Source organism: Streptomyces anulatus (assembly GCF_014650675.1).
Lineage (GTDB): Bacteria > Actinomycetota > Actinomycetes > Streptomycetales > Streptomycetaceae > Streptomyces > Streptomyces anulatus.
The window spans coordinates 857,645-877,812 of the sequence record NZ_BMVK01000002.1; the positions used below are offsets into that span (position 1 = coordinate 857,645).

A 20,168-nucleotide genomic window follows, 5' to 3' on the forward strand; every position below is an offset into this window, starting at 1 on the left:
TCCTTACTTGGTGGGGACGGTGGGGACGGTGGGTTCGGAGGTGGTTCTGGTGGTGGTGAGGGTGGGGCCGAGCAGCCAGGCCGCGATCTCGCGGATGGCGCCGTAGCCCCCGGGGGTGGTCGTGACGGCGCGCGCCGCGGCGCGTACCGAGTCGTGGGCGCTCGCGACGGCGACGGGCCAGCCGGCGAGGGAGAAGCAGGGCAGGTCGTTGACGTCGTTGCCGACGTAGAGGACCCGGTCGGGGGCGATGGACTGCTCGTCGCACCACCGCTTCAGCGCCTCGTCCTTGCGGTCGATGCCGTGCAGGACGGGGATCTGCAGCTTGCGGGCCCTGGCCGCGACGACCGGGTTCTGCTCGGTGGAGAGGATCAGCAGGGGCACCCCGGCCTTGCGCAGCGCGGCGATGCCGAGTCCGTCGCCCCGGTGCACGGCGACCGTCTCGCGGCCCTCGGAGTCGATCATGACCCGGTCGTCGGTCTGGGTGCCGTCGAAGTCCAGGACGACCGCGTCCACGTCCGCGAGGGAGGGCAGCGGGGAGGGGTCCAGGAGCGGGGCGAGCGCGCGGGCGCGGGCCAGGTCGTGCGGGTCGTCGATCTCCAGCACCCGCGCCGGGTCGGTGGGCACGAGGGTCGTGTGGCCGAAGAAGCGGTGGCGGTGGGTGCGGAAGCCCGTCGCGTCCATCGCGTAGGCGGCGCCGGTCTCCAGGTAGTCCTGGGGGCGGTCCTGGCGGCGGGGGCGTACGGACTTGTCGTGGTTGACGCCGTACGTTCCCTCCTCGACCGCGTGCCCGTCGCGCCAGACGAAGCCGTGGAACGGGGCGACCGTGACGGCCGTGTCCGCGCCCTCGTGGGCCACCGCCCTGGCGACGCCGTCGATGTCCTCGCGGGAGACGAACGGGCTGGTGCACTGGACGAGGAGGACCACGTCGACGGTCCGGGCGCGCTCGGCCTCGTAGACGTCCATCGCGTGCAGCACGGCCGCTTCGCTGGTGGCCGTGTCGCCCGCGATGGCGGCGGGGCGCTCGACGCAGTGCAGCCGGTGGGCGGCGCGCAGGTCGGCGGCGGCGCTCCGGGCGGCCTCGGCGATCGCCCCGTCGTCGGTGGTGACGACGACGTCGGTGACCTCGGGGGCGCCGAGCGCGGCGCGGACGGCGCGGGCGACCAGGGGGATGCCGCCGACCTCGGCGAGGTTCTTGGCGGGGACGCCTTTGGATCCGCCGCGGGCGGGGATCACGGCGAGGACGGTCGGGGTCATGGTGGCTGCTCCTGGAGTGGTGTTCACAGCTCCCCCATCCGGCGGATCACGGGGGCCACGCGCTGGACGCCCTGGCGGTAGGCGCCCCGGGCCGCGTTGCGGACGGTTTCGCGCACCGCGCCCCGGACCCGGCCGGGCTCCTGCGGTGCGGCCGCGCCGGGCAGGGGTGTGCCGTCGGGGGCCAGGTGGTGGCGGCCGAGGATGCCGGGGAGGTAGCCGGGGGCGGTGGCGGGTGTGTAGTAGGGGGCCAGCGGCGGGAGTTGCCCCGTGCCGAGGAGGGCGGTGACCTTGGCGCGGGCCGTGTCGTAGGCGGTGCCGTACGAGCCGTCGGCGGCGACGCCCTGGCCGGCCAGCCACCGGCCGTCGGGCCGGGGCCGGATCCCGCCGTCGAGCCGGTCCCAGGAGGTGAGGAGCCCGGAGCCGACGAAGTGGTGGTTGCCGAGCGTCTCGCGGACGCCGAGGTCGGTGAGGACGGCGGTCGGGATGCGGCGGTGCAGGGACTCCAGCGCGGCCGTCGAGGAGACCGTGACCAGGAGGTCGGTGCGGTCCAGGACCTCGCCCATGTGCCCGTACACCAGGCGGAAGTTGGGCGGCAAGCCGCCCGGCAGCCGCTGCGCGAGCTTCTGGTAGGGCAGTTCCTCGATGTGCGTGGTGTGCTCGCCGGGCTTGGAGCGCAGCTTGAGCAGCACCTCGCGGCGCGGGTGCAGCCGGGCGTGCTCGACGAGCCTGTGGAGCAGGTACGTACGGTCGGCGCGGGAGGCCGGGACGGAGGGCTGGGCGGCGAACACCACGGTGTCGCGGCCCTCTTCGCCCCGGTACGGGGCTCCGCCCAGGAAGGGGAGGGCGGCCTCCGTGACGGCCGACGCGTCGGCGCCCACTCCCTCGTACACCGCACGGAAACGTTCCGCGTCGTGGGCCGAGTTGGCGAGGACGACGTCCGCGCCGTGGCGGAGCAGGAGTCCGTCGGCGAGCTTCTCGTAGACGACGCCGACGTATCCGGTGACGACGACGGGCCGGCGCGGCAGGTCGAGGGCGGCGAGGCCGTGCAGCATGGCCTGGACGCCGCCGCCGACGAGGGCGAGGACGACGAGGTCGTAACCCTCGTCGCGCACGGTGTGCAGGAACTCGACCGCGGTGACCTCGCGGACCCGCTCGATGTCGATCCCGACCTCGCCGACCTCCGCGAGCTGGCGGGGCGTCGGGGTGGCCCGGCCGCGCAGCAGCAGCCCGCTGACCTCGACGGGCCGCGTGTCCGGACCGTCCGCCCCGGAGGTCAGGCGGCGCGCGGTGAGCGCGCCCCATTTCCACCGGGTGTCGGAGTCGGCGAGGACGGCGACCCGCAGCGCCGGTCGGAGCGCGGCGGGGGTTTCGGCCGGTTCGGCCTCATTGCTGGTACGTGGGGGCACGTCCTAGAAGTTAGGAAGGCATTTCGATGCGCGGCCCAACGTGATGGCAACAGATGGTTAACAGCGAGCCGACGATTGGGGGGCGGGCCCGAATAGGCCCTCAATTCCGGTTCCGGAAAAGGTGATTCACCTGAGCGACGGGCGTTGTTCACCTGCTGGGCGCATTGCGGAAAAGGAATGAGCCGGAGCCGCACCTAACGTGATGCGCGTGGTTAAGCTCTCCGTCATCGTGCCGTTCTTCAACGTGCAGACCTACGCGCCCGACACCCTCAGAAGTCTGCGGGCCAACGCCCGCGAGGACTTCGAGTTCCTTCTCGTCGACGACTGTTCGACCGACGGGACACCCCGGCTGCTGCGCCGGGCCGCCGACGAGATCCCCGGGGCCGTGCTGCTGCGGCACGAGGTGAACGGCGGTCTGGCGACCGCGCGCAACACCGGTCTGGAGGCCGCCCGCGGCGAGTACATCGCCTTCCTGGACGGCGACGACTGGCTGGCCCCCGGGCACTACGAGCGGCTGCTGGCCCGGACCGAGGCGCTGGGCTGCGACTTCGTGCGCACCGACCATGTCCAGGCGAACGGCAGATCACGGACCGTACGCCGGGTGCCGCACGGGCCGCACGGGGTGGTGACCGACCCCCGGTCCGCGATCCTGCCCGCCCACCGCACCACCTCGGTGGACTACGCGTTCGCCTGGGCGGGCCTCTATCACCGGCGGCTGCTGGACCGGGGGCTGCTGCACTTCACCGACGGGCTGCGCACGGCCGAGGACCGGCCGTGGATCTGGCGGCTGCACCGGGAGGCGGAATCCTTCGCCGCCCTGGGCATGCTCAGCCATTTCTACCGGCGCGGGGTGGCCACGTCGCTGACCCAGATCGGCGATGTGCGCCAGCTCGATTTCCTGCGCGCTTTCGACCAGGTGATCGCCGAGACGGCCGCCGACCGTGACGCGGAGGATTTGCTGCCGAAGGCCGTGCGCACGTATTGCGCGGTCATCGCCCATCATCTGGGAGCCATCGACAAATTCGAACCGGCCGTGGCCCGCGAGCTGAAGTCGCGCGGTGCGGCGGCCCTGGGACGCCTGCCGCAGCGGCTGCTGGACGAGGCTCTCGACGCCATGGACGTGACACGAGCGACCCGGGTGCGCAGGCTGCGCCGCCGTCCGGGCGCCGCGAAGGGGGCCTCGGCCGCATGACCATCCGGATCTTCCACGCCTCCTCGACCGCCGCGACGGTGCTGCTCGCCGCGGCGATCGACGCGGGCTGCTTCACCGAGCCCGACCGTCGGATCCTGCTGCTGTCCCGGACGGGGCCGGCTCCGGAGGCCGTCGCCGATGTCTCGGAGACCGTCGGCTTCGAGCGGCTGCGCGCCCGGTTCGACGAGGTCCTCTCGTGGAACGACGCGATCTTCCCCTTCCACCCGGCCGGCTGGACGCCCCGGGCCGACGACGCCCCGTTGTGGGAGCGCCACTTCCGGCGCGCCTGGGGTCTCGGCGACGCGGAGCTGGAGCTCGTCGTGGACTCCCCGCACGCCGGTCCCGCCCGGGCGCTCACCCAGGTCTTCGCCGGTGTCCCGGTCGATGTGTACGCGGAGGGGCCCGGCGGCTACGGACCGACCGGGGAGAAGATCCCCCCGCTGACCGGGGTCCGGGTGCGGCGGCTCCTCCATCCGGACCTGGTCCCGGGGGCGCGCCTGTTGCTGCTGGGCGAGTACGGGGTGGAGCCGCGGACCGTTCCCGCCGAGGCGATCACCAAGGTCGTCGGTGAACTGGCCGACGCGGAGGTGGAGTTGCCCGCCGTCGAGGCGCCCGCACTGCTGCTCGGGCAGGATCTCGCCGGGGCCGGGCTGATCCCGGCGGCCGAGGAGGCGGGGCTGCGGCTGGAGATGGTGCGCGGGGCCGCGGCCCTCGGCCACCGCCGGCTGGTGTTCGCGCCGGATCCGTACGCCCCCTGGGAGGACCCGGCGGCGCTGCGCGCCGAGGCGGACCGGCTGGGCGTCGAACTGACCGTGCTGGAGAGCTCGTCGCCGGTTCCGGCCGATGTGCTGCTGCACCGGCTGCGGCCCGCGCTGGTCGTCGGCTGCACCTCGGCCGCGCTGTTCGGGGCGGCCCGGTTCCACGGCCTCCCGGTGGCGGCCGTCGGCACGGGGGCGCTCCTGGAGCGTCTGACCCCGTACGAGAACGCCGAGCGGATACCGGCGACGCTCGCCGACGCCCTGCTGCCCGGGATCGGTGACGCGGAGGCGGTCGCCGCACAGGCGCCGCGCTCCGGTGCCGGCTTGGACGGTCTGCTCGCGGCCGTCGGCTTCGCGATGCGGCCGAAGGTCCGCCCCGATCTGCGTCCGGCCGCCGAGCGCTATCTGTCCACGCACCTGGACGATCGCACCTGGCGCTACTTCAAGCGCCGTCGGCTGGCCTCGCTCGCGCTCCCCGGAGTGGTCCCGGCCCGGCTGGCGTTCCTGCGGAGCAGTCCGGCCTTGCGCCGGGTGGCCCGGCGGGCCAAGGCGTTGCGGAACGGCCGGGGCTGAGCGGCCGGGGCCGGGCGATCGGGACTGAGCGCGGGACGGTCAGCCCAGCACCTTGCTCGCGCCCGCCCGGCCCCACAGCATGGCCGCGCCGAACGACAGGGCCGTCGTGGCCACCGTGATCCCGACCACGAGCGCGGCGGCGGCCGGGCCGCTCAGGTCCGGCCGGACGAAGGCGTCGGTGAGGACGCCCAGCACGAGTACGTGCACCAGATAGGCCCCGAACGACGCGTCGGCCAGCCGGGTCAGGGTGGGGCGCATCCGCTCCGGGACGCGCAGGCCGTGCAGGGAGATCAGGACGCCGCAGCTGAACAGGGCCACCAGGACGTGTGCGTACGGGATCGCGTAGTGCACCTCGTGCTGGTACGCGATCACCCCGGCCAGTCCTGCCGCCGCGAGCAGCACCCACGGGAGCCGCCATCGGCCGAACGTGCCGGCCGGGGCGGCGAGCAGCAGCGCCCCGAGCACCGCGTAGATCAGCTGGTACGGGCCGAACGCCCAGCCGAAGCGGGCCAGTTCACGGCCGGTGGCCTCGGCCAGATCGTCGAACAGCGACGGCGCGGACGCCAGGACCAGCAGCACCGCGCCGAGGCCCCACGGCCGCCTGCCCGACCTGACCAGCACCACCAGGCCCAGGACCATGATCACGGGGAGGTAGGCGTAGAGGTACCAGAGGTGGTAGGCGGGCCGGACCGAGGCGAACACGGAGTCCAGTGCCAGCTCGCCCACCGGGTCGTCGTTGGTTCCGCGGAGCCTGCCCCAGGCGAGGTAGAGCGCCGTCCAGACGGCGAGGGGCACCACGATCCGCACGATGCGCCGCCGCAGCCGTGCGCCGTCCTTCGGCGGGGCCCCGACTAGGACCACCCAGCCGGCGATGGCGAAGAAGAGGGGCACGGCGAAGCGGCCGACGGAATCGGCGGTCAGCCCGGCCCAGTAGGTGCCGGGCCCCTGCGAAGCCGTCCGGCCCACGGCGTTCACGAAGGCGGACCCGGCGTGGAGGCCGATCACGCCGACCGAGCAGAGCAGCCGGATCAGGTCGATGTCGTAGCGGTGCTCGCGGACGGGACGAGGCGTCTCCGGGACCGTCGGCGCCGGGGCGGGGGCGGGGGGTGTGGTCGACATGGTCCTCAGGGGGTGGGCGGGGTGGGGCCGGGCGTCACGCGCGGTCCCGGGGGCGGGTGACGTGGTCCTCGGCGGCGGACCGGGGCGAGGGGACCACGGGGCCCGCGTCCGGATCGCCGAACGGGTCCGGCAGACCGGTGAGTTCACGCAGCCGGGCGAGGTTGTCGCGGGTCGCCGACCACAGCAGGAGCTGCCGGTCGTGGACGTCGGCCACCGCCGCCGTGTGGTCGTCCAGAACCGCGCGGGCCCGTTCCGCGAGCCGGTCCCCGAGGGCGCGCTCATGGACGGAGACGCCCCAGTCGGGCCGGTCGATGTCGGCCAGGAAGTAGGCCAGCTTGGGGTGCGAGACCAGGCTGATGACGGGGGTGCCGCAGCCGAAGGGGATCATCCCTGCGTGCCCGCGCATCCCGATCACCAGCCGGGTGCGCCGGTACAGGTCCCGGACGGCGTCGTTGGAGAGCAGGTACAGGGGCTCCACGGGGAGGGTGAGGCCGTGCTCCCGGCGCAGGTCGTCCACGAAGCGTTCGTCGGCGGGCATGTGCGCGGCGTAGCGGACCTCCGCCGACGCGGACACGGCCCGGATCGCCGCGGCCATCTCCGCGAGGAAGTGCCCGTAGTCGTGGCCGAAGCGGAGCCCGGCCCGGTCGTAGGCGCAGTTGACGAGCACGGTGTCCTCGCGCGCGGCCGGTTCGGCGAGGCGGGGGTCGAGGTGGCGGGCGACCGTGGTGGGGCAGGGCTGGTAGCGCACCTTCTCGCGCAGCGACTCGGGCAGCAGTTCCCTGACCCGGGCGACGGAGCCGTGGTTGCGCAGTCCGAAGAACGCGGACCGCTCGACCAGGGCCCGCAGGGAGGCCGCGAACCGCTCGCGGCGGTAGCGCTGGCCGTCGAAGACGTTGTAGCCGACGGCGAAGACCGCCAGCGGGGCGGTGATCCGGGCGAGGACGTCGTCGGGGATGTTCCACTGCCAGCCGCTGTTGCCGTTGGGCGCGGTGTCGGGGAGGAAGAGCCCGCCGCCGCCCACGACCACCGCCCGCCGGGCGTTGAGGCGTTCGAGGGCGGCTTCGTCGACCAGCAGGTGCGCGTGCTGCTGGTGCCAGCGGTCCGGGCCGGTGTCGGCGGTGAAGCAGCTGCGGACCGCCTCGGGCAGCACCTTGTCGCCCGCGTTCTCCTCGCCGTCGGCGAACAGGGCCACATGGGCGAGCTGTTCGCCGGGCGGTGCGGCTGCCGGGGACCGGCCGATTCTGCCCATCGCCGACGTACGGGCGTACCAGGCCCGGCAGTTGGCGTCGGTCGGATCGGCCTCCAGCCCCGCGAGCGCATAGCCGCGGGCATCCTCGGTGCGGCCCAGCAGCCAGGCCAGCCGGGCCAGTTGGCCGAAGGCGCGGGGGGCGAAGTCCGGTGAGGCGGTCGCCAGCAGCAGATGCGTCTCGGCCTCCTCGTACCGGGACAGCGCCATCAGGCAGACGCCGAGCGTCTCGTGGCAGCGCGGCAGGTCGGGGCGGCCCGCGACGGCCTCGCTCAGCAGGGCGACCGCCCGGTCGTGGTGGCCGCGCCCCCGGTGGATCTCGGCGAGCTGCCGGACCAGGTCGATCGGCGGCCGGGACCGGTCGGGGAACGGGAGCGCGAGGTGCAGCAGCAGGTCGGGGTGTTTGGCGCCGGGGAGGGCGAGGAAGGCCGCCCGGAACGCCTCGTCGTCCAGGTCGAAGCGGTCCCTGGCGGCGTGGGCGGGGGCGAGACCGGTACGGGTCGCGGGGACGCCGGCGAAGTTCAGGACGACGACGTCCTCGGGGACCGGCAGGTCGTCGTGGAGCCGCAGCGCCCGGAAGTCGGCACGGGAGTCCAGGGGTACGAGGACGTCTTCCGGGACGTCCTGCGCGGCGGGCGGCACCGGACCGAGGTCCTGGCGCTGGATCACCAGCAGTCCGTCGTCGGGGACGCCGCCGCGCGGGTCCGGGGCCCCGTCGGGACCGGGGCGCGGCACGGCGGCCACGCCCGTACGGAGTCTCAGCAGGGCGTCGAGCCGGCCGAGGACGACCATGGCGGGGGTGAGGGCGACCACGGTGTCGTACCCGTCGAGGCGGAACACGTCGTCGCGTCCGCCGGCCGTGCGCGGGATCAGCCGGGGGTGCAGCCGGCGGGCGGTGTCGAAGGCGGCGTCCGGCAGACCGGGGTGCAGGACGACGACGTCCTCGCAGAGGGCCGGGTCGCTCAGCGCGAGGCTGCGCAGGAGGGTCCGGAGTCCGGGCAGTTCGCCGGCGCCGGCGACGTGCACGGCGAAGGCGATCCGGCGCTTCCCGGTGACGGCACGGCGGTCGTCGGCGGATCCGGTCGCCGTGGTGGTGCCGGAGTCGGCCGCCGTGGCGGGGGCCTGGGTGGGTTCGGTGGGGGCGGCGGGCGCGGGGCCGGGCGTCGTCGAAGGGTCGGGGTACGTCATCTCAGGGTGATCCTCACCGCGGTGTCGTCCGTGTTCGCGGTCCGTGTCCCGACCCATTCCCGTTCGCGCGGGGACAGGGCAGCCGGTCCTTCGAACCCGATGAGGTCCACCCGGGCGGGAGTGCCCAGGAAGTCGAGGAGCCGCAGCACCGTGTACGCGGTGCTCGCGGGTCCCGCACCGGCCTCCTCGCCGAGCAGCGCCGGGTCGTGCAGCGGGCGGCGCAGCGTGGCGTCGCCGACGCGGTCCTGCGCGCCGGGGACGAGCCTGCCGCGCAGGGCGAGCCGCCAGTGCGGGAGCGGGTCGCCGAAGACCAGCCGGGCGCCCGCCCGCCGGTCCCACCGGGGGCCCTTCCACGGGGTGTCGCCGCGCAGGGTGCAGGCGTGCAGATCGGTGCGGGCGGCGGGGGCGGTGTGGCGCGCCTCGTCGCAGCGCACGACGAGGTCGTAGCCCTCGATCAGGGCGGCCAGCGGACTGCCGGGCCGCTGTTCCTGCTCGGCGGTGCGCGGGGTGTCGGCGACCAGGCACACCGTGCGCCCGGCGACGAGCCGGCGCAGACCGGGTACGCCGATGGGCTCGGCCCCGCCCAGCAGCGGGTCGGCCACCGGGTCACGGTCCGAGAGCCGGCGGTGCTCGGCGTAGAGCGTGGCGAGCCGGCGCACCGCCGGGTCCCCGGCCCCGTGTTCGGCGGTCCGGAGCCGGACGAAATCGGTGAAGGCGGTGCGGGCCTCGGCGGCGGGCAGGTGGCGCGACAGCCGGGCCGCGGCGCCGGACACCTCCGTGTCGGCCCCGGACGCCTCCGTGTCGGCGCCCGCCCGGAACAGCGTCAGCGCCTCGTCGATGCGGTCCCCCGCGGCGCGCAGGGTGGCGATCCTGCGTTCGACGTCGCGCGAGGCGGCGGTGTTCTGCTGGAGCGCGAGGTGGCGTTCGTACGCGGTGATCGCCTCCTCGCCGCGGCCGAGCGCGTCCAGGGCGTTGCCGCGCAGCCGCCAGGCGCCCTTGGAGCGGGCGCGCAGGGCGGTCGCCTCGTCGGCGAGCGCCAGGGCGAGGCGGGCCTCGGCCTCGCCCCCGCTGTCCAGGGCCTGGTGTCCGGTGCGCAGCAGCGCGTCGAAGGCGTCGGCGCCCGGGGTGGAGCACGCGGTGGTCAGGGAGCCGATCGACGCGATGAGCCGGGTGCGGCGGGCGTCGGTGAGGGGACCGGCGGCGGCGAGGGCCGAGAGGTGGTCGCCGCAGAGCCGCAGGGCGGCCAGGAGGGCCTGGTCCGGTCCGCCGCCGGGGCGGCCCTGGGCCGGTGTGCCCGGCCGTCCCGCTATCGCACGTACTGACGTGAGCAGCCCGGTGAGGGTCTGGCCCATGCTCGTTCCGCCGTTCTGTGAGTCGGACGCCGGCCGGGGTTCACGCCCCGGCCCCGGGTCAGAGGCCCAGGGTGCTGCGGGTGCGCCGTACGGTGCGGCGCAGCCGGACCGCCGCTCCCCGGGGGCCGCCGCCGGGCAGGGTGAGGCTCTGCAGGCGGCGGCGCTTGAAGTAGTGCTGGGTCGTGGGGCCGAGCCGCTCCCGCAGCCATGCCTCGGCCTCGGGGCGCAGCCCGGGGTGGAGCTTGGCCTGCATGCAGTAGCCGACGGTCCGCACCAGCGGGGCGAGGGTGTCCGGCGCGGTGCGCGGCAGCAGGGGGACGGCCCCGGCGCCGTGCGTGTCCAGGTCGGGCACGAGGTGGTCGGTGATCGTCAGCGGGATGCGGTTGCTGTTCTCGTACGGGGTGATGCGGTCGAGGACCAGGCGGGTGCCGACGCGGGCGACGGGGATGCCGTAGTAGGCGGCGGCGGTGAACATCGCGGTGGAGAAGCAGCCGACGACCAGGGTGGGTGCGCACCGCTCGTACAGCGTCTCCGCGAGCAGCGGGCCGTCCAGGGTGGTGAGCCGTACGCCGGCCTCCGCGGCGGCCTCGTCCAGGGCGCGGGAGTAGCTGGCCGGCGCCGTGGGGTGCGGCTTGAAGAGGATGGAGGTGTGCCCGGCGCGGGCGGCTCCGCGCAACATCCGCACGTGCAGGTCCTCTTCCTCCTCCGGGGTGAGGATGTTGAGGGCGGCGAGGTACTGGCCGAGCAGCATCGCGGTGGGGGCGGCCGCTTCGGCGGCGGCGAGCTTCCTGTCCCCGTCGGCCGCGGCGGCGATCTCGGAGAGGACGGCGCGGAAGGCGTCGTCCGGGACGAGTTCGGGCTCGACGCCGGCCTCGGCGAGGAGGAGCGGGCGCAGCCCGGTGACCAGGTCGAGGTGGAGGACGCGCCGGATGCGGCAGGCGATGGACTGGGGCAGCCGGTTGCGGGTGGGGCCGTAGCTCATCAGCCCGTCGGCGTACACGTGCACGGCGCTCTCGGAGAAGATCGCGGCCAGCGCGCGGGCCGGGTTGACCTGGATGGACTCCACGGCCAGGTCGACGGGGGCGTCGGGGTCGATGTCCCAGGCCAGGCGGAAGGCCCGCTGCCACAGGACGGTCTCCTCGGAGCGGGGGCCCCAGCCGCTGGGGTGGTGCGGGCTGATCGCCTCGTTCCAGTCGACGACGGCGTCGAAGCGGGCGGCGAGGGAGCCGTAACCGCGCATCTCTTCCAGGCGCAGGGCTGTCTCGGGGACGGCCGCGTTGTTGGAGACCAGCAGGATGCGGTGGCTGTCGAGGGCCCGGCCGAACTGTCCGGCGTCGAGCGCGGCGGCGAGGGTGGCCGCCCCGTACAGGGTGGACACCTGGAAGATCTGGGTGCGCGGGGGCGTACGTACGGGCGTGGGTACGGGCATCGGTCAGGCGGCCTTCTGCTTGGTGCGCAGACGGCTGAGCAGCGTGCCGCGCTTGTCGTCGATCATCGTCAGGGTGCGGTCGAGCACGTCCTGCGGCATCCGGTGCAGCGCGGCGGCCGACTCGGAGCGCAGCCGCCGGGCGGTGGCGGGCTCGTAGTCGTCGGCCTTCTCGTTGTGGAAGGCGATCATCGCGCAGTACGTGCGGACGGCCTTGGGCAGCAGGGTCTTCGCGTCCCGGTCCGTGCGCAGCTGATCGAGCAGCGCGTCGTAGGCGGGGAAGAAGTCGAGCTGGCGGGAGTCCTTGATCTGGGTCAGGGAGGTGGTGACCCCGCGCCGGTAGAAGATGCCGTACAGCCCGAGCGACGCGTAGGTGCGGGCGCGCAGATGGAGCTGCCAGATCCACAGCCGGTCCTCGGCGGTGCGCAGTTCGGTGGCGAAGCGCTGGGCGCCGTCGGCGAAGAGCCGCCGGTGGTAGATCCCGGCCCAGACGAACGGGTAGTCGACCATGGTCTCGCGCTCGGGCGCCCCGATCCCGTCGCGGGGGTCGAGCAGGGTGTCCCGGAGGGGCGCGGGGGCGCGCCGCACGACGCGGGTGGTGCCGGTGGACTGGACGTGGTCGGTGCGGGCGAAGTCGCAGTCGAGGTCCTGGGCGGCGCGCACCAGCCGGTCCAGGTGGCCGGGGGCGTACCAGTCGTCGCCGTCGAGGAAGGTGAGGTAGTCGCCCTCGGCGGCGTCGATGCCGCTGTTGCGGGCGGCCGCGATGCCGACGTTCGTACCGTGTCTGATCACCCGGGCGCGCGGCAGCCGCTCGGCCCAGTGGTCGACGATGTCCTGCGTACCGTCGGTGGACGCGTCATCGACCAGCAGGAACTCGATGTCCGGGTCCGCGTTGCGGGCCAGGCTGCCCAGCGTGGTCGGAGCGTAGGGCGCGACATTGTGGAGCGGTACGACAACGGACAGTTTCGGCACGCGTGCCCTCGCCTTCGATCATGGTCCCGACAACCTAGTGAGACGGCGGAAGGATCGGGTGACGCCCGCCACGACAGCGGGTGAACTCTGCGCGTCCGCCGCATGACCGGGCGCGCGCCGGAGAACGCCTCACGACGGGGCTTGACCTCAACTTTGCTTGAGGTTCTACGTTCTGAGGCATGGACTACTCACACGACGACGCAGGACTCGCCCGCCAGCCGATCGGTTACTGGAGCTGGGCCGCGCACGAGGCGACGGTCACCCACATCCGGTCCGCGCTGGCCGAGCACGGACTCACCCAGCCTCCCTGGTGGGTGCTCAACCAACTGGACGGGGCGGACGAGGAGGGACGGGGCAGGGCCGAGCTGGTGACCATGCTCAGCGGCTTCCTCGACACCGGGACGGACGGCATGGAGGAGGCCGTCGAAAGCCTTCTCGAACGGGGGCTGGTCACCGAGGACTCCGGAGCACGGCTACGGATGACCCCCGAGGGGCGGGCGCTGCGCGAGAAGGCGTACGCCCGGGTCTCGCGGGCGAGCGCCGAGATCCACGAGGGCATCCCCGAGGCGGAGTTCGTCGCCGCGCTCAAGGTGTTGCAGCGGATGATCCACAACGTCGGGGGAAAGGCCTGGCACCACTGAGGGCCGGAGCTACACGCTGCTCAGCGAGAGCTTGGCCGCGAACCCGAGGAACAGGACACCCGCGGCGGAAGTGGCCCCCGCCGACAGGCGCTTACGGCGTCGGAAGGCGGCGGCCAGGCGGGTGCCGCCGAAGATCAGCACCGAGAGGTACGCGAAGCTGGCGAGCTGGAGCAGGGTTCCCAGCAGCAGGAACGACAGCGCCGGGTAGGCATAGCCCGGGTCGACGAACTGGACGAAGAAGGAGATCAGGAACAGGATCGCCTTCGGATTGATCAGGCTGACCACCAGGGCCCGGCGGTAGGGCCTCTCCACGGGGCCGGTCGCACCGGACGCCTCGGCCGCACCGGCGGTCTCGACCGTCTCCACGAGCTCGGCGGTACGCCGGTGCCGCTCGCGCCACAGCGCCACGGCCGCCCGCAGCATCCCGATGGCCATCCAGGTCAGATAGGCCGCGCCCGCGTACTTGACGATCGCGAAGAGCAGGGGCGTGGTCTGGAGCAGGGACGCGGCGCCGAGCGCGGAGAGCGTCATCAGAACGGTGTCTCCGGTCCAGACGCCCGCGGCGGCCGTATAGCCGGTGCGCACGCCTCGGCGGGCGGCGACGGAGAGCACGTACAGCGAGTTCGGCCCCGGCAGAAGAACGATCAGCGCCAGACCGGCGAGATACGTCGGAAGATCGGTGACACCCAGCATGGACGGAGTCTCGCACGCCCGTACGGGGTGCCGTCCAGGGGGTTTCACCAGGCGATATCGACGGCCCGGCGGCGCCCGGGAGAGGGGTGCGCCGCGCGGGCCGGACCCGGCCATGATCCACCGGGCGCTCCCTTGGGGGGCTGGACGCGCGGCCGAGGTCCGACGGAGGATTCGGTGACCGGGCCGGACGGGAATTCCGTACAGGAGGCGCCGGGCCGGCGGGTGAGCCAGGGGGACCGAGCATGACGGACACGAACAGCGGGCGGGACGGCCGGGGAGCGAGCGGCACGGGCGGGACGCGGGCGTCGGAAGCGATACCGGGACCGGGGCCGGGCATGGCCGCCGAGCGGTGTGCGGGCGGAAGGCCCCGGGGGCGTCGTGTCGCCGCCGCTTCCCTCGTCGCGCTGGCCGCCCTGGCGACGGGGTGCGAGCCCGGGACCGCCGAAGGGGCGCAGGACGTGGCGCCGCCGGTGCGGGCCACACAGGCGGCCGCACCGACCCCGAGCCCCTTCCTCACGGCCCCCGCCCCCACCGCCGAGGACGCGAAGCCGAGCACCGCGCCACCGCCGAGCCCGCCGGCGTCCACCGCGGCCCCGGCCCCGACGACGGCCCGGCCGGCCCCGGAGCCGAGCACCGCACCGCCGCCGCGCGTCCTGATGCGTACGGGGTCCGAGAGCGAGCGGGTGCGGGAACTCCAGGCCCGGCTCCGCCAGATCGGCCACTTCGGGCGCAATCCCACCGGCTACTACGGCTCCGTCACCGCCGACGCCGTGCGGTCCTTTCAGGCCAAGCGGCGGCTGCCGGTCACCGGAAGCACCGACGCGGTCACCTGGCAGCGGCTGCTGGCCATGACCCAGGTGCCGACGGCCGCCGAACTGGACCCGCCGACCGAGCGGCCGGTGGCCGCGCCGGACGAACGGTGCCTGAAGGGCCGGGTGCTGTGCATCAGCAAGAAGAGCCGGACCCTGGCGTGGATGAACGACGGCAAGGTCGTCTCCGCGATGGACGTGCGCTTCGGCTCGGAGTACACGCCCACCCGGGAGGGCGTGTTCGAGGTGTTCTGGAAGTCCCGGGACCATGTGTCGACGCTCTACGACACCCCGATGCCGTACGCCCTGTTCTTCAGCGGCGGCCAGGCGGTGCACTACTCCGCCGACTTCGCGGCCAACGGTTACGGCGGCGCCTCGCACGGCTGCGTCAACGTGCGGGACAAGAAGAAGGTCGCGGCACTGTTCGACCAGGTGAAGAACGGCGACAAGGTCGTCGTCTCCTGGTGATCCGGTGCTCACGGGTGATCCCGCACCGGTGATCCGGCGTACGGCCGGTACGAGGAGGAGAGGGCGCGGGCGGGACCGGGGGAACGTGTCCCGCCCGCGCCGATGCGCTGAGCCGAAGGTACGGGGGGAACCCCGGCTCGTTGCGCGGCCGATGACCAGTCGGCTCACTCTGTACTGCGCCCGGCCTCCGAAAAACGTCACACCTGGTTGTCCGGGCCGATCGCGTTTGGCCTGGAACCGCAGTTCAGCGGGTGAGTACGGAGGCCGTGCCGGTGCTCTTCGGGAGCGGCGTGACCTCGGTGTCCGCGCCGGCCCCCGGCTCCGGGGCCACGCCGGAGCGCGGTACGGGGTGGAAGGAGACCGGCGGCAGCGAACCGCCGTCACCGTCGCCCGGTCCGCTCTGCCCCCCGTCGTCGTCCCCGCCGCCTCCGGAACCACCGGAGCCGCCGCTCCCACCGCTTCCGTCGCTCCCGTCGAGGAGTCGGTCGCAGAAGCGCTCCAGGTTCTTCTCGCCCTTCGCGAACCGGATCAGCTCGCGTCGGCTCCGGTCGTCCAGAGTGCCGTCGCGGAAGGCCTTGCAGGCCTTGACGGACTGCTCGTACCAGTTCCCGGACGCCGTGTCGTCACCGGAGCCGCCGGGCTGTTCGTCCTGGCTTTCACCGCTCCCGGGCGTCTCCTCGCGGCCGTCGCCGCCCGGCCGGTCCGGGCTGCCCGGACGGTCCTCGCCGGACTCCCGGCCGGTGTCGCCGGTTCGCTCGCCGTCGGGCTTCTCGGGCCCCTCGGACTCCCGGGTCGCGGGCGAGGAGGGGTCTGCCGGCTCGTCGGGCGAGGGCGGGTCCGCCGGGGACGACGGGTCGTCGGTGGACTCGCCGGAGATCAGCGGCCCCGGCGTGACGGCGGCCGATACGGAGGTGGCCGGCGCGGGCGAGCCCTGTCCGCCGAACGTTCCGGTGAACACGCCCGTGCCGGCGGCGACCGCCACCCCGCCGAGCGCACAGCCCGCGAGCGAGGCGACCAGACCGAAGCGGACCGGCCGGCTCCAGCGCGGGCGGCGGACCGGGGCGTCGGGGGCGGAGCCGATGTGGACGGCGTGCAGCAGACCGGGCCGGCCGGGGACGGCGGCGCCGGCGGCACGTCCGGCGAGCCGGTCCACGCCGTTGCCGTGGCCGGCCTGCCGGAACGCGGCGAGGACCGCGTCCTCGCCGGGGAGTTCACCGGTCGGGGGCCGCGGACCTCCGCGGGCCGCGCCGAGCGCTTCGGCGAGCCGGAAGGCGTCGGTGCGGGCCTCGTCGCCGACGGGGACGACCGGTTCGCCGCGGAGCAATCTCTCCGCCGCGTCCTTGTCAAGCCACTCGTAGTGCTCGTCGGCCATCACATGTCCTTCTGCGTCCACGGTCGCGAATGCGTCACACCGGGAGTGACCCCGGCGGGCGCCGCCGGACCGCCCCGCCCGGGGCGCTGCGCGGGCACGGCACCGAGTCCGGCGCCACCGCCCGGCTCCTGACCCGCACCGTCGTCGGGACCCTGCGCCGGGTCCGGGGCCGGGGCGTCGTCCGCGGGGGACCCGCCGTCGGCCCGGTTCGCCCCGGGATGTTCCGCGCCGAGGAGTTCGGCCAGTCGCTTGAGCCCGCGGTGGGCGGCGGTGCGGACGGCGCCGGGCCGCTTGCCCAGGGTCTGCGCCGCGCTCTTCGCGTCGAGCCCGACGACCACCCGGAGCACGACGGCCTCGGCCTGGTCCTGCGGCAGCTGGGCGATGAGCGACATGGTGCGGTCGGTGTCCAGCGCCTCGATGGCGTCGCCCGCGGTGTCGGACTCGGCGGCACGCGCGGTCAGCTCGGTCTCGTCGCCGCCGATCGCGGGGCGGCGGCTGCGCATCCGCAGGTGGTCCAGCGAGCGGTTGCGCGCGATCCGGGCGGCCCAGCCCCGGAACCGGTCGGCGTCACCGCTGAAGCGGTCGAGGTCGCGCGCGATCTGGAGCCACGCCTCGGACGCGACGTCCTCGGCGTCCGGCTCCCCGACCAGCGTCCGTATGTAGCCCAACAGCCGTGGCTGCACCGCGCGGTACACAGCACGGAAGGCGTCCTCGTCCCCGTCCTGTGCCGCGAGCACCGCGGCAGTCAGCTCCGCGTCGTCCCCCAGCACTCCCTCAACCCGCTCTGCCGTTCTCGATCGCAGCTGGTCAACTGCTGCGCAACCCTGCGCGAACCAGCACGCTACGTGCTCGGCAGGGGCCACGTCCATGACTTGTACAACCCGCAACAATTCGCCGCCCCGTCCTCCGGTGTGACAGAAAACGCAGTCATGGCGCTGAGATGAGTACGGGGTCGTGCTGCGACCCCGTGGAAGACGGCCGGGGCCTCTCCTGTGGGGGGTGGCGGCCCCGGTCGTCGCTCCAGCGTTCAACCGTCCGAACAGTCACTTCGCGGGCCGCCCGCGCCGGCAGGCACGGTTCAGTCGCCCGCGGTGTCCTCGGCCTCCCAGCGGAGCAGGTCGCCCGGCTGGCACTTGAGTACGTCGCAGAGCGCGGCGAGCGTCGCGAAGCGCACCGCCTTGGCCCGGCCGTTCTTGAGTACCGCCAGATTGGCGGGCGTGATCCCCACGCGGTCCGCGAGTTCACCCACGGACATCTTCCGCCTGGCCAGCATCACGTCGATGTCGACGACGATCGGCATCAGATCACCTCGTCCAGCTCGGCCCGCATCCGCGCCGCCTCGACGTCGCGGGCGACGGCCTGGGCGAGCAGCGTCCGCAGCACGAGCACGAGCAGCGCGACCCCCAGGACGGCCACGCCGATCCCGCCCATGATGAGGGTGACGCCCGGGTCCTCCCGCTGGCCGGGCGCGTTCAGGGCCGTGACCGCGAACCACACGAGAGCGGCCGCGACGATCGCGCCGATGATGACGTCCACGTACCGGAAGGCGGCGTGGGAGAACACGGTTCCGCGTCGCACCATCGTGACCAGTCGCCATACGCAGACCAGGGTGACCTGGGCCGTCCCGATGCCCAGGATCGTGATCACGCGCAGCGGGGTCAGCGGGAGCGAACCGTCCTCCGGGTCACTCCCGCTGACCAGCACCCACACCATCAGCGCCTGTACGAACACGGAGCCGGCGAGCACCACCACGAGCACGGCGCGCAGCGCGCGCACTGTCAGCTTCCCCATGACCCATCCCTCCATCGACCTACGATGGAAATCTATCGAATATCGATAGACAGAGCAAGGGTGCCGGGTTTCGCTACGGCTGAGTACGGTCGGGAGCAGCTGCCCCGGCGGTGGCGCCGCGGGGCAGGGTGAGGACCATGGTGAGGCCGCCGCCGGGCGTGTCCTCGGCGGTGAGGGTGGCCCGTATCGCCTCGGTGAAGCCCCGTGCGACGGCCAGACCGAGCCCGACTCCCGCGCCCCTCGGGGCATCGCCGAGCCGCTGGAACGGTTCGAAGATGTGCTCCTTGGCCGTGTCGGGGACCCCGGGGCCCCGGTCGACGACGCGGAGTTCGACGCGGTCGCGCAGAGTGCTGGCGGAGACGATCACGGGCCGGCCCTCGGGGCTGTACTTGACGGCGTTCTCGACGATGTTGGCGACGATGCGCTCCAGCAGGCCCCGGTCGACGGCGACCATGGGCAGCGTCTCCGGGATGTCCAGCTCCACGCTGCCGTCCGGGACGCCGCCCAGCGCCATGGGGACGACTTCGTCCAGGTCCGTTTCCCGGATCAGCGGGACGACGGTGCCCGTGTTGAGGCGGGACATGTCCAGGAGGTTGCCGATCAGGGCCGAGAGCCGGTCGGCCCCGTCCTCGATCCCTTCGAGCAGGGCCTCGCGGTCGGTCTCCGACCAGGCGACGTCGTGGGAGCGCAGCGAGGTGACCGATGCCTTGATGCCGGCCAGGGGGGTGCGGAGGTCGTGGCTGACCGCGGCGAGCAGGGCGGTGCGGAAGCGGTCGCCCTCGGCGAGTTTCCGCGCCTCCTCGGCCTGGTCGACCAGGCGCTGGCGGTCCAGTGCCACGGCCGCCTGGGCGGCGAAAGCGCCCAGGACCCGGCGGTCCTCGGCGGGCAGCGCCCGGCCGCTCAGGACCAGCGCCAGGTTCTCCCCCACGGGTATGTCGACGTCGGCGTCCTCGGGGCGTTCGACGGGGCGGGCGCCGACAGCCGCCGTACAGGTCCAGGGCTCGACCTCGGCCTGCCGCTCCAGGAGGGCGACGGAGTCCATCGCGAAGGTTTCCCGCAGCCGCTCCAGCAGCGCGTCGAGTGAGTTCTCGCCCCGCAGGATGCTCCCGGCCAGGAACGACAGGATCTCCGACTCGGCGCGCAGCCGTGCCGCCTGGTGGGTCCTGCGGGCCGCCAGGTCGACGACGGAGGCGACGGACACGGCCACCCCGACGAAGATCACGATGGCGACGATGTTCTTGGGGTCGGCGATCGTGAACCGGCCCAGGGGCGGGGTGAAGTAGTAGTTCAGCAGCAGCGAGCCGAAGGCCGCCGAGGCGAGGGCGGGCAGCATCCCGCCGAGCAGGGCGGCGGCGACGGTGGCGGTGAGGAACAGCAGCATGTCGTTGGCGAGCCCGAGGTCGGGGACGACGGTGCTGAGCAGCAGGGCGAGGAGGGCCGGTCCGGTGACGCCGACGAGCCAGCCCCAGACGACCCGGGCCCGGCCGAGGCGGGCGCCGCGGGCGATCGGGAGCCCCCGGCCCTTGGCGATGGAGTCGTGGGTGACCATGTGGACGTCCAGGTCCGGACCGGACTCACGGGCGACGGTGGCGCTGACGCCGGGCCCGAACGCGTACTGCCAGGACTTGCGCCGGCTGACGCCGAGAACGATCTGGGTGGCGTTGACCCCGCGGGCGAACTCCAGCAGGGCCGAGGGCACGTCGTCCCCGATGACGTGGTGGAAGGTGCCGCCGAGGTCCTCGACCAGGGTGCGCTGGACGGCCAGTTCCTTGGGCGACACCGCCTTCAGCCCGTCGCTCGCCGCGATGTAGACGGCCAGCACCTCGCCGCCCGCCCCCTTCTCCGCGAGGCGGGAGGCGCGGCGGATGAGGGTGCGTCCTTCGGGTCCGCCGGTGAGTCCGACGACGA

17 protein-coding genes are annotated in these 20,168 nt (G+C 73.9%); 4 read left to right on the forward strand and 13 right to left on the reverse strand.

All coding sequences use genetic code 11. The annotated features are described in order from the left end of the window. Positions 1 to 3 precede the first annotated feature (3 nt). Together IE272_RS08490 and IE272_RS08495 are read right to left on the reverse strand one after the other, a co-directional pair. Complete coding sequence (locus tag IE272_RS08490; RefSeq protein ID WP_073957847.1) at positions 4 to 1,254, reverse strand: acylneuraminate cytidylyltransferase; 1,251 nt, start codon at positions 1,252 to 1,254, stop codon at positions 4 to 6. Positions 1,255 to 1,277: 23 nt separating this feature from the next. Further along, positions 1,278 to 2,660: a DUF6716 putative glycosyltransferase gene (locus tag IE272_RS08495; protein WP_190006540.1), complete on the reverse strand. Its 1,383-nt coding sequence runs from the start codon at positions 2,658 to 2,660 to the stop codon at positions 1,278 to 1,280. A gap of 208 nt (positions 2,661 to 2,868) precedes the next feature. Between IE272_RS08495 and IE272_RS08500 the strand changes: the two genes are divergently transcribed. Next, on the forward strand, positions 2,869 to 3,852 hold the full coding sequence (locus IE272_RS08500) for a glycosyltransferase family 2 protein (protein WP_190006541.1): 984 nt from the start codon (positions 2,869 to 2,871) through the stop codon (positions 3,850 to 3,852). Then, entirely contained in the window at positions 3,849 to 5,183 is a 1,335-nt protein-coding gene (locus tag IE272_RS08505) for a polysialyltransferase family glycosyltransferase (protein ID WP_190006542.1), read from the forward strand. Before IE272_RS08500 ends, IE272_RS08505 begins: the two co-directional genes overlap by 4 nt. A 39-nt stretch (positions 5,184 to 5,222) precedes the next feature. Here the strand turns inward: IE272_RS08505 and IE272_RS08510 are convergent, their stop codons facing one another. Genes IE272_RS08510 through IE272_RS08530 form a run of 5 tightly spaced genes read right to left on the reverse strand, consistent with a single transcriptional unit; the run spans position 5,223 to position 12,486 of the window. After that, a complete protein-coding gene (locus IE272_RS08510; protein ID WP_190006543.1) occupies positions 5,223 to 6,302 on the reverse strand; it encodes an acyltransferase in 1,080 nt (359 codons plus the stop codon). Between the two features lie 34 nt (positions 6,303 to 6,336). Further along, positions 6,337 to 8,736, reverse strand: coding sequence for a tetratricopeptide repeat protein (locus IE272_RS08515; protein ID WP_050360229.1), 2,400 nt, complete (start codon positions 8,734 to 8,736; stop codon positions 6,337 to 6,339). After that, positions 8,733 to 10,088: a tetratricopeptide repeat protein gene (locus tag IE272_RS08520; protein ID WP_190006544.1), complete on the reverse strand. Its 1,356-nt coding sequence runs from the start codon at positions 10,086 to 10,088 to the stop codon at positions 8,733 to 8,735. Before IE272_RS08520 ends, IE272_RS08515 begins: the two co-directional genes overlap by 4 nt. Positions 10,089 to 10,146: 58 nt before the next feature. Beyond that, positions 10,147 to 11,517 (reverse strand): polysialyltransferase family glycosyltransferase, encoded by a 1,371-nt coding sequence (locus IE272_RS08525; RefSeq protein ID WP_050360231.1) that lies wholly within the window; start codon positions 11,515 to 11,517, stop codon positions 10,147 to 10,149. A gap of 3 nt (positions 11,518 to 11,520) precedes the next feature. Beyond that, on the reverse strand, positions 11,521 to 12,486 hold the full coding sequence (locus IE272_RS08530) for a glycosyltransferase family 2 protein (RefSeq protein WP_050360232.1): 966 nt from the start codon (positions 12,484 to 12,486) through the stop codon (positions 11,521 to 11,523). 179 nt (positions 12,487 to 12,665) lie between these two features. On the opposite strand from IE272_RS08530, the gene IE272_RS08535 reads away from it, so the two are divergent. Further along, complete coding sequence (locus tag IE272_RS08535; protein WP_050360233.1) at positions 12,666 to 13,127, forward strand: MarR family winged helix-turn-helix transcriptional regulator; 462 nt, start codon at positions 12,666 to 12,668, stop codon at positions 13,125 to 13,127. 9 nt (positions 13,128 to 13,136) lie between these two features. On the opposite strand, the gene leuE is transcribed toward IE272_RS08535, so the two are convergent. Continuing rightward, a complete protein-coding gene (gene leuE / locus IE272_RS08540) occupies positions 13,137 to 13,820 on the reverse strand; it encodes a leucine efflux protein LeuE (protein WP_050360234.1) in 684 nt (227 codons plus the stop codon). A 242-nt stretch (positions 13,821 to 14,062) separates the two neighbouring features. On the opposite strand from leuE, the gene IE272_RS08545 reads away from it, so the two are divergent. Further along, positions 14,063 to 15,097 (forward strand): L,D-transpeptidase family protein, encoded by a 1,035-nt coding sequence (locus IE272_RS08545; RefSeq protein WP_190006545.1) that lies wholly within the window; start codon positions 14,063 to 14,065, stop codon positions 15,095 to 15,097. Positions 15,098 to 15,341: 244 nt separating this feature from the next. Here IE272_RS08545 and IE272_RS08550 read toward each other — a convergent pair whose 3' ends face one another. From IE272_RS08550 to IE272_RS08570, 5 genes are all read right to left on the reverse strand, one after another. After that, positions 15,342 to 16,469 (reverse strand): hypothetical protein, encoded by a 1,128-nt coding sequence (locus tag IE272_RS08550; protein ID WP_190006546.1) that lies wholly within the window; start codon positions 16,467 to 16,469, stop codon positions 15,342 to 15,344. Further along, positions 16,469 to 17,239, reverse strand: coding sequence for an RNA polymerase sigma factor (locus tag IE272_RS08555; RefSeq protein WP_050360237.1), 771 nt, complete (start codon positions 17,237 to 17,239; stop codon positions 16,469 to 16,471). The genes IE272_RS08550 and IE272_RS08555 overlap by 1 nt, the downstream gene beginning before the upstream one ends. Before the next feature lie 308 nt (positions 17,240 to 17,547). Next, complete coding sequence (locus tag IE272_RS08560; protein WP_190006547.1) at positions 17,548 to 17,769, reverse strand: helix-turn-helix domain-containing protein; 222 nt, start codon at positions 17,767 to 17,769, stop codon at positions 17,548 to 17,550. Then, entirely contained in the window at positions 17,769 to 18,260 is a 492-nt protein-coding gene (locus IE272_RS08565) for a DUF2975 domain-containing protein (RefSeq protein ID WP_057665383.1), read from the reverse strand. Before IE272_RS08565 ends, IE272_RS08560 begins: the two co-directional genes overlap by 1 nt. Before the next feature lie 73 nt (positions 18,261 to 18,333). Further along, on the reverse strand, positions 18,334 to 20,168 hold a 1,835-nt coding region (locus tag IE272_RS08570; RefSeq protein WP_190006548.1), incomplete at its 5' end, for a DUF4118 domain-containing protein.

Excerpts from the sequence above, each read along its gene's own strand:
- IE272_RS08490 (WP_073957847.1), bottom strand. The coding sequence starts at position 1,254 with ATGACCCCGACCGTCCTCGCCGTGATCCCCGCCCGCGGCGGATCCAAA.
- IE272_RS08505 (WP_190006542.1), top strand. The coding sequence starts at position 3,849 with ATGACCATCCGGATCTTCCACGCCTCCTCGACCGCCGCGACGGTGCTG.
- IE272_RS08510 (WP_190006543.1), bottom strand. The coding sequence starts at position 6,302 with ATGTCGACCACACCCCCCGCCCCCGCCCCGGCGCCGACGGTCCCGGAG.
- IE272_RS08515 (WP_050360229.1), bottom strand. The coding sequence starts at position 8,736 with ATGACGTACCCCGACCCTTCGACGACGCCCGGCCCCGCGCCCGCCGCC.
- IE272_RS08520 (WP_190006544.1), bottom strand. The coding sequence starts at position 10,088 with ATGGGCCAGACCCTCACCGGGCTGCTCACGTCAGTACGTGCGATAGCG.
- IE272_RS08525 (WP_050360231.1), bottom strand. The coding sequence starts at position 11,517 with ATGCCCGTACCCACGCCCGTACGTACGCCCCCGCGCACCCAGATCTTC.
- IE272_RS08535 (WP_050360233.1), top strand. The coding sequence starts at position 12,666 with ATGGACTACTCACACGACGACGCAGGACTCGCCCGCCAGCCGATCGGT.
- leuE (WP_050360234.1), bottom strand. The coding sequence starts at position 13,820 with ATGCTGGGTGTCACCGATCTTCCGACGTATCTCGCCGGTCTGGCGCTG.
- IE272_RS08545 (WP_190006545.1), top strand. The coding sequence starts at position 14,063 with ATGACGGACACGAACAGCGGGCGGGACGGCCGGGGAGCGAGCGGCACG.
- IE272_RS08550 (WP_190006546.1), bottom strand. The coding sequence starts at position 16,469 with ATGGCCGACGAGCACTACGAGTGGCTTGACAAGGACGCGGCGGAGAGA.
- IE272_RS08560 (WP_190006547.1), bottom strand. The coding sequence starts at position 17,769 with ATGCCGATCGTCGTCGACATCGACGTGATGCTGGCCAGGCGGAAGATG.
- IE272_RS08565 (WP_057665383.1), bottom strand. The coding sequence starts at position 18,260 with ATGGGGAAGCTGACAGTGCGCGCGCTGCGCGCCGTGCTCGTGGTGGTG.